We start from the raw sequence: 12,661 nt of genomic DNA, 5'->3' as shown, positions 1-12,661 counted from the left end.
TCCGGGGACGCTACCTCACCCGCTCCGCAGGTAGCGAACCTCATGACACCGGCGGAGAGTGACCCGGCCCACCTCGGTCACGCGGTCACGCGAGGGGTCGGGCTGCGGACCGCACTCCGATAACGACAGTCGGCCTCTGCGTCAAGGCCCGCTGCACGCTGGGCGCCTGAGGGGGCAGGCGGGCCCACGACAAGGACTGGGGAGGGCGCACCATGGTTCCCTGCTTCTCGTTGCTTCTCGTTCTCATGCTGGCCTTCTCATGTTCGGCACCGGATTCGCCCTGGAGGCACTCTGGTGGGTGGCGGTGATCGTGCTGGTGGCCTGGGTCATCGGGTTCATCGCCCGCGCCCCGACACCGTCGGCACCCGCAGCCGCTGCCAGCTGGTAGTTCCCACGCGTGAGAGGGCTGTGCTCGACGGGGTCACCGGCGAGCACAGCCCTGTCACTGTCCGGGCGGCAACGCTCCGCGCGGGTTCCTCGAGGCGGTACGTGCGCGGGACCGCTTCTGCGCGGCCCCACCGACCGACCTGTCGTCGACCGCGGACGGGGGTGGTTGGTGTGGAGGCCGTCGTGGCCGCACAACGACCGCACTCAATCAGGACCTGCGTGGCCGGGCGCGACGAGCGCTCGTGGTGGCCCAAGTGGTCTGTTCATATGCTGTCCAGATCAGACGCCTCCGGCACGCGCACGCGGGGCGCACCCCGTTCTGAGGGTGCGCCCCGCACACGTGGGTAGGGCTCAGCTGTCGCTGCTACCAGCGGTACCAGCGGTGCCGACGGCCTGAGGAGTGGGTACCACGCGCGATGAAGCCCAGGAGCCACACCACCAGCACGATGACCGCCACCCACCACAGCACCTTCAACGCGAAGCCGGCCCCGAAGAGGATCAGCGCCAGAAGCAGTACCAGAAGCAGGGGAACCATGTCAGACCTCCGTAAGTCAGCGTCGGAGACCGGCTGCCCCGAGATGGCACGGATATGCGAGTGAATCTCCCGCCCGTTGGGGGCACGCACTTTCGGTCAGGACGAGACGTACCGGCTTCGAGCAGCGTGAGGCGCCGGCAAGATCAAGAACGGCCGCCGACCGGGGCGCCTGAAGCCGGCCGAGGCGGCCCGGACCACGGCCGGTTCGCGCGTGTCGGCGGTGACTGCGCACTCGAGCCCCTGTGACCTGCTCAGCTCCATGACGACCACGGGTTCGACGATGAGCACACGACGAACACGATGGCACGGCCGGCTACTCCACGCGCGGCTGGCTCACATGTCGAGGTGGTGGCCGCCGCCGGACCGATCCAGGACGTACAACTCATGCGTGTCGGGATACCGCAGGGCCCAGAGCCCGTCGGGGGTGGTGAGAACCAGGTTGAGCCCGTAGAGCGACAGGTGGGCGGCGACCCAGCGGGCCGCCGCGACGATTCCCGCGCCGACATCGCCGTCGCGCCTGCGGATCTCCCGGGTGATCAGGGCGAAGAACCGCTCGGAGTCCGTACTGCCGCTGACAGCGGGGCGCCAGCCCAGGCCCTCGGTGGCAAGCTCCGCATCCAGGGCGTCCATTCCCTGGATGACGCCGTTGTGCGCGAAGAGCCGCCCGTCCAGTTCGAAGGGATGAGTGTTGGCGATACTGAGGCCGCCGGTCGAGGCATATCGCACGTGGGCGACGAACGTCGCGGACTCCAGATCACGCGCCTCGAGCGCGAACTCGCGGTCCTGCCATGCGGCTACGGGCTGGCGCAGCGTCACGGGTTTCCCGTCCGGGGCGAAGACCCCGATCCCGGTGCCGTCGGGGTTCGTACGGCTCTGCTGTTCCAGACTGTCGGGTGCTGCGACGAGCCAGAAGGTGGCCCGGACCCGGGCGGGAGCACTGGACATCCCAAAGAGGCGGCACATCCCCGGTGCCTTCCCACGGAGCGACGGGTAACCACCTGATGGTGGCTCTGCCGGGTAGCTTCGCTACCTCAGCTGGGGCACCGTCTCACATGCTCAGGTGACCAGCGTGGCAGTGGGGAAGGCCGTGAACCAGAGCACTGCGAAGGTAGCGATCGTCATGACCGGGACGAGGAACTTCGTCTCGACGCTGTTGCCGGTGCGCTTGATCAGAGCCATTTCGTAGCGCCGCCCGTGAGGCCAGAACAAGGGTATGCCCCGCCGGGTCAGAAAGTCACCGAGCAGATGCGCCAATACACCCAGGGTCACCACGCATGGCAGCCAGTGCGGGGCGTTCGGCAGCCAGGAGTCCAGGCCGGCTGCCCCGAGCGCGGCCAGGCCGGTGGGGAGGACCCAGGCCGCCGGACCTCTGCCCGGCGGATGCAGGTGCAGTGCCCGGATGGCCAGGGCCAGGAGGCAGAAGGTGAGGCCCAGGGTAAACCCGCGACCCAGATAGGTGATGCCGGCCCAACTGCCACCGCCCATGAGGGCGACGAACAGCAGCGAGTGGGTCGCGTGGCGATGACCGCCGGAGATCCAGCCGACCAGTCGGCAGAGCACCCTGGAAACCGGCCCGAGGAAGTGGGCGAGAGTACTGTCGTGGTGATCCAGGTCGGGCAGGAGGGCAGCGCCGGCACACAGGATCGTGCCCATCAGGATGTCGCCCGCCCCGAACTGTCGGCCGACCAGTACGGGAGGAAGATGCGGCGACGTGGCCGCGAACAGCAGTGCTCCGCTGACCGCGTGCGAATGTCCCATCATGATGCCCCCGACCTCTGTCACTCTCTTCGGCTGGCCGGTCGATTGGGCGACCGGGCGACCGACCTGAGCGTGCGTCCGACAGCGCGGACGTCACCGCCACCCACAACCCCGGCGCCCGGTCGCGACCCAGCGCCGTCCGGCCGAGACTGCCCCGTGGCCCAGGAATCGCGCTCCGTCGTGTCGTCTCGTCGCCAGGCCGACCACGACCCCTTGAGGACGGCGGCGCACCTACAAGCCGGCGGCTGCGCGGGGCTGCCATGTCGAAACCTCCCCGCTCCACTACCCCGGCTCTCGCCACCGAACCACGCACGGAGGATTCCTCGTCCGCGTGGCCTGCCGGCCCTGTCAGGGAGCAGCTGGGAACGCAGACGTGGGTGGGGTCCCAGCCGATACATCGAGCTGGGACCCCACCCACGTGCATGGGCGCCGGGCCGTTCAGTCCTTGAGAGCGTCCTTGACGTGCTCGCCGGCCTGCTTGACGTCGCCCTTGGCCTTGTCGGCCTTGCCCTCGGCCTTCAGGCGCTCGTTGCCGGTCACCTTGCCGGCGCCCTCCTTGACTGCACCCTTGATCTTCTCGCCGGTGTTCTCGATCTTGTCGCTGGCACTCATCGCGTCTCCTTCAAGGCCGGTTCGTATCGCCCTGTCACCACGTCGCCTGCCCCGGTCCGGCGGGAAGATTCGCCCCGGTTCGGGATGTCCTCCCGGGGCAGCCGGTCTCCCACGCCGCTACGGAGGTCTGACATCGGTCAATGCGGTGGCGAGGTTGCATGCTCCCCTCAAAGCCGGGTACGAAGGAGCACGACACCCATCGGATGCCTGACGGCCGGACCCAAGGAGAGCGATCCTCATGTCACACCTACGGGGCGCGGTACTGGCCACCATGACCGCCGACAGCCTCACCGAGGACGCTCCTCCCACCTCGGCGCCGGCCGCCGCCTCCCCTGCCCTGCCTCTCCCGCGGATCGACGACCCGGGCGCGGTCAGCCCGGCTGACGCGCGGGAGCTGTCACGGGAGCTGTTCAAGCGGCTGCGGGAGGTGGAGGAGGGAACCCGGGAGTACTCCTACGTCCGGGGCACACTCATCGAACTGAACATGGCGCTGGTGAGGTTCGCGGCCCGCAAGTTCAGCAACCGCAGTGAGCCGATGGACGACATCATCCAGGTCGGCACGGTCGGCCTGATCAAAGCCATCGACCGCTTCGACCCGGCCCTGGAGTTCGAGTTCACCACCTTCGCGCTGCCCACCATCACGGGCGAGATCAAGCGCTTCTTCCGCGACACGACCTGGATGGTCCACGTCCCGCGGCGGATGCAGGAACTGCGCCTGACCCTCGCCAAGGCCTCCGACGAGCTGGAGCAGCGGCTCGACCGCGCACCCACCGTCGCCGAGCTCGCCGCGCACCTGTCGCTGAGCGAGCAGGAGGTCATCGAGGGACTGAAGGCCGCCAACGCCTACAGCGCGCACTCCCTGGACGCACCCGCCGACACCGACCAGTCCGACGGCGGCAGTCTTGCCGACCGTTTCGCCGTCGAGGAGCTCGGCTTCGACGCCGTGCTCCACCACGAGGCACTGAAGCCCCTCATCGCGGCGCTTCCCGAGCGGGAACGCTCCATCCTGTCGATGCGCTTCGGCGCCGAGATGACGCAGGCCCAGATCGGCGAACAACTCGGCCTGTCCCAGATGCACATCTCCCGTATCCTGACCCGCATCCTGAAGGACCTGCGCGCCGCACTCCTCACGGAGGAGTGAACGGACCCGCCCAGCCGCCTGGCGTCTGTCCTTCGCCTCGGCGTGGGTGGGTCGCCGACCGGGGGGGGGCTCACAGCATGGCCCGGAGCCGGCAGCCGGGACCTTGTCCGCAGGAGCGCGGCTGGTGGCCCTGCAGCCGACGCTGCGCTCTCGCGCTCTCCCACACCTCGCATCACCACCCGGGCGCAACGCCGTCGACAAATGCTCCACTACTCGTGGTGCGTCGGCCTCGCTTCGACGGCGGGGTCGAACCGCGCGCTGCCGAGCTCGGCCCATACCGTCTTGCCAGCCTCGCGGGGGCAACGCCCCACTGGTCGGAGAGGCGTTCGACGATGTGGAGGCCGTGGCCACCGGGCAGGCCGGGGCGGCAGGGGGATCGAGGCCGGGGAACAGCCGTGCTGCGCATCGAGGACTTCGATGCCCCCCACGGCCGCGATGGCGTCCAGGATCAGCTCCTGGGAGCCGTCGGCGTGCAGGACGGCGTTGGCCGGCAGTTCGGAGACGATCAGGAGAAGATGTCCTCCATCCGCTCCTGACAGTAGGGGTCGCGGTCGCCGATCCACTGCCAGTCGACCAGGGCCTGCCCGGTGAAGTCGCGGCCCCGGGCCACCTGTGCTCGCAGGCCGGCCAACAGCAGCCGCCGCCGTTGGCCCGCAGTCGGCAGGCACGGGTGCTGCGCGTCACTGGATGGCGGGGGGGCCGCCACTGCGGGTCAAATCGTTCATCCTCTCGGCTCGGTCCCAAGCACAGGAAGAGGCGGGTTGCGCTGCCATGGGGTCGACTGCCCCGTGGCGGCGGGTGAACACCCCTCCGCCCGGACGGGTCCGGCACCCTGGTGTCAGCTCTCGGAGAGGGCGTCGCCAACCGAGTGTCGGCAACGGCTGAAATCGTTTCACCCGTTACCGACACCGAGGGGTGGACTGAGAAGACCTGCATGGCACCGGTGATGTTCAAGAGGCGGCCCACCTGCTCCGACGCCGACGCCAGCCCCATCGGAACGCCGCCCTCCTGCGCGTCCAGCCGCAATTGCAGCAGGAGGTCCAGGCCAGAGGAGTCGCGGAAAGTGACACCAGCCAGGTCCACTTCGACTCGAGGACCTCCCCCAGAAGAGAGCGGGCAGGCACCAGCGTGTCAAGGTCGAGATCGCTGATCAGGCGACACGCGACCGCCCCGGTCTCACTGCTCCACGACTGTGCCCGCCCTCCGGCGGCATCCTCGCCACGCCCTCGAAACCCATTCCGCCCGACACGCCACACCTGATCCCTGAGAGCGACGCTCTCGCAAATGACCCGAGGTCAAACACTCCCGGGAGGATAGCGGGAGCGGTGCCGGGGGCCTCCGTGCGGTTTGCTGAGCCGAGCAGGAGGCTCCCGCCATGGGGGAGAGTGCCCAACCGCGAGGTGGAGCTTCAGCCATCGCGTATCCGATCACCTCACGTGTCGCCAGTTCGATGACCGTGGCCGGGTACCACGGCAGCGAGCGTTCTGAGTCACGTCGCACGCGGAGTGGGAGAGCTGCACGAGGCCGGTCGATCCCTTCAGGCATACGAGGTCGATGACGGGCAAGAAGGAGAGGGTGCTTCACAAGGCGGAGTCAGCAGGCGCCGATCCGGACCGACGCCTGCACGCGTGACCGGAGGGGATGACGGATGACCGCAGCACCGGACCGCCTGGACAGTAGGCGCCCGCAGGAGATCGATCTCCCGGAAGGCCTGGGATACCGGGTGAAGCGGGCGCTGTTGGGTCCGCCGTTGGTGAGTGCGGAGCTGCGAAACGAGAAGCTGTCCAAGCCGATCGCGCTGGGCGTGCTCGCGCCGGACTGCATCAGCTCCAGCGCGTACGGCACCGAGCAGATGCTGACCCAGCTGATCCCCGCCGTCGGCGTGGCCGGCTTCGCGCTGGTCATGCCGGTCACCGGAGTCATCCTCGGGCTGCTCCTGCTGCTCACCCTCTCCTACCGCGACGTCGTGATGACGTACACCCGCACCGGCGGCTCGTACGTGGTGGCGCGGGAGAACTTCGGGCCGCGGGTGGCGCAGGTCGCGGCGGTCGCGCTTCTGATCGACTACATCGTGACGGTAGCCGTCCAGACGGCGGCCGGTACCGACGCGGTCGCGTCGCTGCTGCGCGTGCTCGGGAATGTGAACATCGATCACGAGAAGCTGTGGATCACCGTCGGTGTGGTGTGCCTGCTCTGCTACGGCAACCTGCGCGGCATCCGCGAGGCCGGCAACGCCTTCTCGCTACCGACCTACCTGTTCATCGGGGCGACCGGGCTGACCGTCATCGTCGGCATGGTCCGTCTCGTCGCGGGCGACCTGCCGAGGCTGAGCGAGGCGGACCTGCACGCACCCGGCGTCATCGACGTCGGCCATCCGGGCGGCGGTATGCTGATGGGCGCCTCGCTCTTCATCATGATGCGCGCCTTCGCCAACGGCGGCTCCTCCCTCACCGGCCTGGAGGCCATCTCCAACGGCGTGAGCGCCTTCCGCAGCCCGCAGGGACCCAACGCCCGCCGCACGCTGGTCATCATGAGCAGCGTCCTCGGCGTCCTGGTGCTGGGGGTCTCCACGCTCGCCTGGCAGACCCACGCGGTGCCCTTCACCTCGGGCAGCCCCACGGTCCTGGCCCAGGAGGCGCACCTGGTCTTCGGCCAGAGCGGCTTCGGCAACGTGATGTTCGCCTTCGTCCAGATCGCGACCGCGCTCATCCTCTACACCGGCGGCAACACCTCGTTCAACGGCTTCCCCTTCCTGGCCAGCTTCGTCGCCGAGGACTCCTTCCTTCCCCGGCAGCTGACCGTCCGGGGCCACCGGCTCGCCTTCTCCAACGGCATCATCGTGCTGACGGCGGCCTCGCTGGTCCTGCTCGTCGTCACCCGGGGCAACCTGACGAAGCTGGTGGCGCTCTACGCCATCGGCGTCTTCACCGGGTTCGTGATGGCGGCGACCGGCCTGGTGAAGTACCACTGGACGCGCCGGGAGAAGCACCGCACGGCGAAGATCGCCGTCAACGCGGCCGCGGCCCTGGCGTCGGCAGCCGTCGTGGTGGTCTTCGCGGTCACCAAGTTCACCGAGGGCGCCTGGATGGTCGTCGTCGTCTTCCCGTTCGGCGTCTGGGCGCTGATCCGCACCAACCACCGCTACTGCGCCGAGACCAGCGCGCTGGAGGCCGCCCCGGCATCCTCCACCGTCCAGCTCCGGAACCGAAGCCTCGCCTACGTTCTCGTGGACCGGCTCGACCTCGCCGTCATCAACACCCTGCACCACGCACAGAGCCTGCGCCCCACCGAACTCCACGCGGTGCACTTCATGATCGACGAACAGCACGCCGAAAAGCTGCGCCACCGCTGGGCCGCCAGCCGCGCCGCCGACGTGTCCCTGGAGATCATCGAGTGTCCGGACCGCCGACTGCCCCACGCGGTGGCCGCTTTGGCCGCAAGCGCCACGGCCGACGGGCACACCGATGTCACGCTGCTCATCCCGCGCCGCACCTACGGACCCCTCAGTGGCCGTCTGCTCCACGCCCGGGCGGGCGACCGGCTCGCCCAGGCCGTCGACCGGCTTCCCCACGTCGCCGCCACACTCGTACCGTTCGACGTCACACGGGCCCTTCAGAAGGGCACGTCGCAACGGCAGGAGTCCACGCAAGGCCACATTCCCGTCGGCTGACTCGACGCTGGCTCCCGTGGCCGTTAGCCGTCGCCCGCTCTCCTTCGGTTTTCGCACGATGGCACTGTCCGCGCTGAGCTGATGTCGGGAGCGGGATCCCCGGCGCGGGCGTAGGTGAGTGGCGACCGGACACGGGTGGGGATGATCGGGGGGAACGCGGGCAGAAGGGTCGCATGACGTTGGAGGGAAGACGTGCCGCGCTCCGGGCCGCGGTGCTGTTGCTGGGGCAGGTGGCGTGCATGGTGAGCGCCGGGCTGGTGACGGTCCACCTGCTGGCGGTCGCCGGAGAAGTGTGGTCGGGGGACGGTATCGACCGCGCGCTCGCGGCCCATAGAAGCCCGGTCGGCGTTGCTGTCACCTCCTGGCTGTCGGAACTGGCCAGCACGCCCGTAGTGGTGACGCTGGCACTGTCGTGCATGCTGGCCCTCGCCCTGGTACCACCCCGGCCGAGATGGCGCGAAGCCGCATTTCTGGGGGGCAGCGTGGCGGCTCAGGCGGTGGTCTTCCTGGTGACCACGGTCGTCGTGGCGCGTCCGCGTCCCAACGTCTTCAGGCTCGACGGAGCTCCGCCGACCTCCAGCTTTCCCTCCGGGCATACGGGGGCGGCCCTGGCCCTTTACGGAGGACTGGCCATCCTCGCCGCCTGCCGGTTGAGCCAGCCCTCGCGCTGGCCGGCTTTCGCGCTACTGCTGGCGGCAAACTCCCGCCCGCGAACGCTCTCCACTGCCCCAGCGCGCGAAGGTGGTGATCAATCCGCTACTTGTCGACACCGGGGGTGGAACTCGCTATCGTCCCCTGCGGCACAGGCAACCTGCTGGCCCGCAACCTCAACATACCCACGGACCCGGGCCGGGCCCTCGCCGCTGCCCTGGCCGCCCAGCCGTGGCGAGCCGACCTCGCTCTGGCAAGCGGCGACGGGATCAAGGACACCTACGTCGCCGCGATGGCGGGCGCCGGGCTCGACGCCGCCATCATGGCTCAGACCAGCCGCCGGCTGAAGAACATACTGGGCTGGCCCGCGTACGCGCTCCCCGGCCTACGGCATCTACGAGACCATCCGTTCTGGACGACCATCCAGCTCGACGACGAGCCCCCCGCTGCGCGCCGGGCACGGATGGTTGTCATCGGCAACGTCGGTTCCCTGCAGGGCGGAATCCCCCTCCTGCCCGCAGCCCGCCCTGACGACGGTCGGCTCGATCTCGTACTGCTCAACCCTCGCGGGTTCGGCGGCTGGCTCCGAGCTCTGCTCCGTCTCCTCACCCAGCGCCCCACCGGTGTCCGCGTGTGCGCGCCGCAGTTCGCTGCCGGTGGCCCGATCGAGTATTTCCGAGCTCACCGCATCGACCTCGCCTTCGAGAAAGACGTTCCACGCGAAGTCGACGGCGAACCCGTGCCGGCGGGCCGCACGCTCCGAGTGGAGATACAACCCCGGGCCCTGCTGCTCCGCGCGCCACGCCCTGTACCCGCACGCGGTACCCGGCGAGCCCGGGACATCTAGAGGGCCCCGTGACCCCTGCCCGGCCCTGATCAGTGGTGCCGCCGCAGCCCGAACCCGCCCAGCCGACAGGAGAATGTGATGGGCACCGCCACACACGTCCAGCAGACCCACCATCTGAAAGGTGACGAACTCTCAGCCAACGAGGCGCTGTCGGCCCTTCGGCACTACGGCCAGTGGCGGCTCGCCCGCGACGCCTTCCTGCGCTTCCGCTACGCCGACGGGTTCAGCCACGCACGTGCCCTCGCCTTCCAGACCACGCTGTCGCTGGTGCCCTTCGCCATCGCCGTCGTCGGACTCTCCTCCGTCCTGCACACTCAGCAGATCGGCCGGATGGTCGAGCTGACCATCCGCCGACTCAGCGCCGGCCCCAGCTCGGACGTCATCCAGCAGGTCCTCGACCGCAGCCGCGATCACGCCGACGGCGGAGGGCAGGCGGCGGTCTGGCTCGGCGCGCTCTTCTCGCTCGTCAACGTCGCCACCGCGATGTGTCAGATCGAGCGCGGAGCCAACCGGATCTACGGTGACGAGCGCGACCGCCCCTTCCTCCTGAAGTACTCCCGGGGCCTGGGCATGGCCGTGCTCGCCGGTCTCCCGCTCGGCCTGGGCTTCGTCCTCATGGTGGCCGGCCAGGACATCGCCCAGTCCGTCGGCGAGGTGTACGGACTCAGCCCCACGGTCACCAAGGCCTGGACACTACTGCGCTGGCCACTGGGCCTGCTCCTGGCCCTGCTGTCAGCCAGTGTGATCTTTCGCCGCGCGCCCCGGCGCGCTCAACCCGGCTACACCTGGCTGGCCTTCGGCGCCGGGGTCTACCTGATCCTGTGGACCGCCCTCACCTGGGCACTGAGCGCCTACGTAGGCATCAGCGGATCGTTCGACGCCGTTTACGGCCCGCTCAGCGCCTTCGTCGCCCTCCTGCTGTGGTCCTACCTGACCGCGATCGCGCTCTTCCTCGGCGTCGCCTTCGCCGCCCAACTCGAAGCAGTGCGCGCCGGTATACCGGAACCCGTCCGCCCCGACCCGGGCGCCTGAGCCCCGAGACTTCGTCCTGTGGGCGCTGAGCGCCCCGAAACGGGGTAGCCGCTGCGCATCATGAGACTCACGGCTGAAACTCCCCCGACACGGCGCTCCCGCGCCGACCGGCGCTTCGGCGCGCGCCTGCTGGTCGCTGCAGCCGCCTTCGCCGCGGGAGCCGTTCCCTGCGGAATCCTGCTGCTACTGATCGAGTCGCGGCGGGAACCGCTGCGTGATCTCGACCAGGGCACCGCCGACGATCTGCACCGCGCCGCCCCTGGCCCACCCCGGCTGGGTGAGCGTCCTGCACGTCAGCAGCGACTACCTCTGGGGACCATGGACGATGCGACTCCTCGTCGCCGCCGCGGTCTGCTGGCTTCTCAACCGCGGGGCCTGGCGACTGGCCGTGTGGGCGGCGGCGACCGAGGCGGCGGCCCCTTGCCTGGTCGGCGGCGCTCCCCTCGGTCCTCGGGGTGGGCTACACCCGCGTCGCGCTCGGCGTGCACATGGGTGAGCGACGTTCTCGGGGGATGGCTGCTGGGACTTGCCCTTGTCGTTTCCACCGCCTGGGCCTTCGACAGCTGGCGCGGTGAGATGGGCCTCGGCGTCCCCGCCGTCACCGAGGCGTTGGAGCCCGAACTGGGCAACGGCCCGTCGCGGGATTCGCATCCCGGCCGCTGATCCGATGATGCTGCCCACCTCCATATAGGGAGACCACGTGCTGCACGACAGCGACACCCGGCCCACCGACCAGCCTTCGGAGGATCTCGCCACCCGAATGCAGGCCCTGCGGCGGCGCCTGGAGCGGTTGATAGGAATCGCCGCGACCGAGGGCAACGAACTCCTGCCGTTGCGCAACGGCGACGAGATCTTCCCCGCGATGCTGCAGGCCATCCGGGAAGCCCAGTACACCGTGGACATGACGACGTTCGTCTACTGGCGCGGCGACATCGCCCGGCAGTTCGCCCACGTCCTGGCCGCCAGGGCAGCCGAGGGCATCCGGGTACGACTGCTGCTGGACGGCTTCGGCAGCCGCCTGATCGAACAGGACCTCCTGGACCTGATGGACGCCGCCGGCGTCCAGGTCGCCTGGTTCCGCAGGCCGGTCTGGCTCTCCCCGCTGAAACAGAACCACCGCTGCCACCGCAAGCTCCTGGTCGTCGACGCCCGAACGGCCTTCACCGGAGGCGTCGGCATCGCCGAGGAATGGTGCGGCGACGCACGCAACCCACGGGAGTGGCGCGACACCCACGTCCAGGTCCGCGGCCCGGCCGTGGACGGCATCGCAGCCGCCTTCGCCCAGAACTGGGCCGAATGCCGCGACGACGGCCTCTACGACGCGGCGGACCGCTTCGGCGAACACGAACAGCCCGGTGGCTGCGTCGTCCAGGTCGTCCGCGGGTCGGCCAGCGTGGGCTGGCAGGACATGCAGACCCTGCTGCGCGTCGTGATCGCCTCCGCCGAGGAACGGCTGCGCCTGGCCACCGCCTACTTCGCCCCTGACCGCTACTTCATCGACCTGCTGTGCGCGGCGGCCTCCCGGGGCGTGCAGGTGGAGATTTTGCTGCCCGGGCCGCACACCGACAAGCGCGTGTGCCAGCTCGCCGGCGAACGCTTCTTCGAGGACCTCACCGCGTGCGGCGTGAAGATCTCGCAGTTCCAGCCGACGATGATGCACGCCAAGGTCATCACCGTGGACGGCATCGCCGCCCTGGTCGGGTCGACCAACTTCAACCGCCGCTCGCTCGACCACGACGAGGAGATCATGCTCGCCGCCATCGACGAGAGCTTCACCGCACGCCTGGACCAGCACTTCGACGAGGATCTCGCCCGCAGCGAACCCCTCAACCCGGCACGCTGGCGCCGGCGTTCCGTCGGTCGGCGCGCCCTCGAGGCCTCCACCGCACCGATCCGACATTTCCTGTAGTCAGAGGGGATCGGCCCAGGAGGCGCGCCAAGATGAACCACCCCTCCCTCAGGCAGGAGAGCAAAGGCACTCAAACCGGTCTGCGGTGCCGCGAAAAGGCCAAGGTACGGCCATGGGTG

General features: G+C 69.4%; 11 protein-coding genes and 3 pseudogenes. 9 read left to right on the top strand and 5 right to left on the bottom strand.

Annotated features, from left to right (window positions below; translation table 11 throughout):
- Positions 1–212 precede the first annotated feature (212 nt).
- Positions 213–388: pseudogene (locus tag ABD330_RS27125) on the top strand (hydrophobic protein).
- Between the two features lie 363 nt (positions 389–751).
- Here the strand turns inward: ABD330_RS27125 and ABD330_RS27120 are convergent.
- The 4 genes from ABD330_RS27120 to ABD330_RS27105 all read right to left on the bottom strand — a co-directional run bounded on the left by ABD330_RS27120 (position 752) and on the right by ABD330_RS27105 (position 3,292).
- Positions 752–922 (bottom strand): hydrophobic protein, encoded by a 171-nt coding sequence (locus tag ABD330_RS27120; RefSeq protein ID WP_344468634.1) that lies wholly within the window; start codon positions 920–922, stop codon positions 752–754.
- Between the two features lie 333 nt (positions 923–1,255).
- Positions 1,256–1,885: a class II glutamine amidotransferase gene (locus ABD330_RS27115; protein ID WP_425555651.1), complete on the bottom strand. Its 630-nt coding sequence runs from the start codon at positions 1,883–1,885 to the stop codon at positions 1,256–1,258.
- A 93-nt stretch (positions 1,886–1,978) separates the two neighbouring features.
- Positions 1,979–2,683 carry a metal-dependent hydrolase gene (locus tag ABD330_RS27110; RefSeq protein WP_344468633.1) on the bottom strand — a complete coding sequence of 235 codons (705 nt, stop codon included), beginning with the start codon at positions 2,681–2,683 and terminating at the stop codon, positions 1,979–1,981.
- A gap of 435 nt (positions 2,684–3,118) precedes the next feature.
- The gene (locus tag ABD330_RS27105) at positions 3,119–3,292 is read right to left on the bottom strand and encodes a CsbD family protein (protein ID WP_344468632.1); all 174 of its coding nucleotides are present in this window, start codon (positions 3,290–3,292) and stop codon (positions 3,119–3,121) included.
- A gap of 238 nt (positions 3,293–3,530) precedes the next feature.
- Between ABD330_RS27105 and ABD330_RS27100 the strand changes: the two genes are divergently transcribed.
- Both ABD330_RS27100 and ABD330_RS27095 read left to right on the top strand, forming a co-directional pair.
- Positions 3,531–4,433, top strand: coding sequence for an RNA polymerase sigma factor SigF (locus tag ABD330_RS27100; protein WP_344468631.1), 903 nt, complete (start codon positions 3,531–3,533; stop codon positions 4,431–4,433).
- Positions 4,434–4,828: 395 nt separating this feature from the next.
- Complete coding sequence (locus tag ABD330_RS27095; RefSeq protein WP_344468630.1) at positions 4,829–4,969, top strand: hypothetical protein; 141 nt, start codon at positions 4,829–4,831, stop codon at positions 4,967–4,969.
- 382 nt (positions 4,970–5,351) lie between these two features.
- On the opposite strand, the pseudogene ABD330_RS32580 reads toward ABD330_RS27095, so the two are convergent.
- Positions 5,352–5,522, bottom strand: a pseudogene (locus ABD330_RS32580) (STAS domain-containing protein); the annotation flags it as partial.
- A gap of 559 nt (positions 5,523–6,081) precedes the next feature.
- Between ABD330_RS32580 and ABD330_RS27090 the strand changes: the two are divergent.
- The 6 genes and pseudogenes from ABD330_RS27090 to ABD330_RS27070 all read left to right on the top strand — a co-directional run bounded on the left by ABD330_RS27090 (position 6,082) and on the right by ABD330_RS27070 (position 12,542).
- Positions 6,082–8,103 carry an APC family permease gene (locus ABD330_RS27090; protein WP_344468629.1) on the top strand — a complete coding sequence of 674 codons (2,022 nt, stop codon included), beginning with the start codon at positions 6,082–6,084 and terminating at the stop codon, positions 8,101–8,103.
- Between the two features lie 173 nt (positions 8,104–8,276).
- Positions 8,277–8,789 (top strand): annotated as a pseudogene (locus ABD330_RS32575) (phosphatase PAP2 family protein); the annotation flags it as partial.
- An 89-nt stretch (positions 8,790–8,878) separates the two neighbouring features.
- The gene (locus tag ABD330_RS27085) at positions 8,879–9,601 is read left to right on the top strand and encodes a diacylglycerol/lipid kinase family protein (RefSeq protein ID WP_344468628.1); all 723 of its coding nucleotides are present in this window, start codon (positions 8,879–8,881) and stop codon (positions 9,599–9,601) included.
- A gap of 78 nt (positions 9,602–9,679) precedes the next feature.
- Positions 9,680–10,633 (top strand): YihY/virulence factor BrkB family protein, encoded by a 954-nt coding sequence (locus tag ABD330_RS27080; RefSeq protein ID WP_344468627.1) that lies wholly within the window; start codon positions 9,680–9,682, stop codon positions 10,631–10,633.
- A gap of 492 nt (positions 10,634–11,125) precedes the next feature.
- Positions 11,126–11,296 carry a hypothetical protein gene (locus tag ABD330_RS32570; protein ID WP_425555649.1) on the top strand — a complete coding sequence of 57 codons (171 nt, stop codon included), beginning with the start codon at positions 11,126–11,128 and terminating at the stop codon, positions 11,294–11,296.
- Positions 11,297–11,393: 97 nt separating this feature from the next.
- Entirely contained in the window at positions 11,394–12,542 is a 1,149-nt protein-coding gene (locus ABD330_RS27070) for a phospholipase D-like domain-containing protein (RefSeq protein WP_344468646.1), read from the top strand.
- Positions 12,543–12,661 lie beyond the last annotated feature (119 nt).

Source organism: Kitasatospora kazusensis, assembly GCF_039529945.1.
GTDB lineage: Bacteria > Actinomycetota > Actinomycetes > Streptomycetales > Streptomycetaceae > Kitasatospora > Kitasatospora kazusensis.
Note: the sequence above shows the minus strand (reverse complement) of the source record. Positions and strands in the feature narration are given on the sequence as shown.

Bases quoted from the DNA above. Each gene is read 5' to 3' on its own strand.
- ABD330_RS27120 (WP_344468634.1), bottom strand. From the start codon at position 922: ATGGTTCCCCTGCTTCTGGTACTGCTTCTGGCGCTGATCCTCTTCGGG.
- ABD330_RS27115 (WP_425555651.1), bottom strand. From the start codon at position 1,885: ATGTGCCGCCTCTTTGGGATGTCCAGTGCTCCCGCCCGGGTCCGGGCC.
- ABD330_RS27110 (WP_344468633.1), bottom strand. From the start codon at position 2,683: ATGATGGGACATTCGCACGCGGTCAGCGGAGCACTGCTGTTCGCGGCC.
- ABD330_RS27105 (WP_344468632.1), bottom strand. From the start codon at position 3,292: ATGAGTGCCAGCGACAAGATCGAGAACACCGGCGAGAAGATCAAGGGT.
- ABD330_RS27100 (WP_344468631.1), top strand. From the start codon at position 3,531: ATGTCACACCTACGGGGCGCGGTACTGGCCACCATGACCGCCGACAGC.
- ABD330_RS27090 (WP_344468629.1), top strand. From the start codon at position 6,082: ATGACCGCAGCACCGGACCGCCTGGACAGTAGGCGCCCGCAGGAGATC.
- ABD330_RS27080 (WP_344468627.1), top strand. From the start codon at position 9,680: ATGGGCACCGCCACACACGTCCAGCAGACCCACCATCTGAAAGGTGAC.
- ABD330_RS27070 (WP_344468646.1), top strand. From the start codon at position 11,394: ATGCAGGCCCTGCGGCGGCGCCTGGAGCGGTTGATAGGAATCGCCGCG.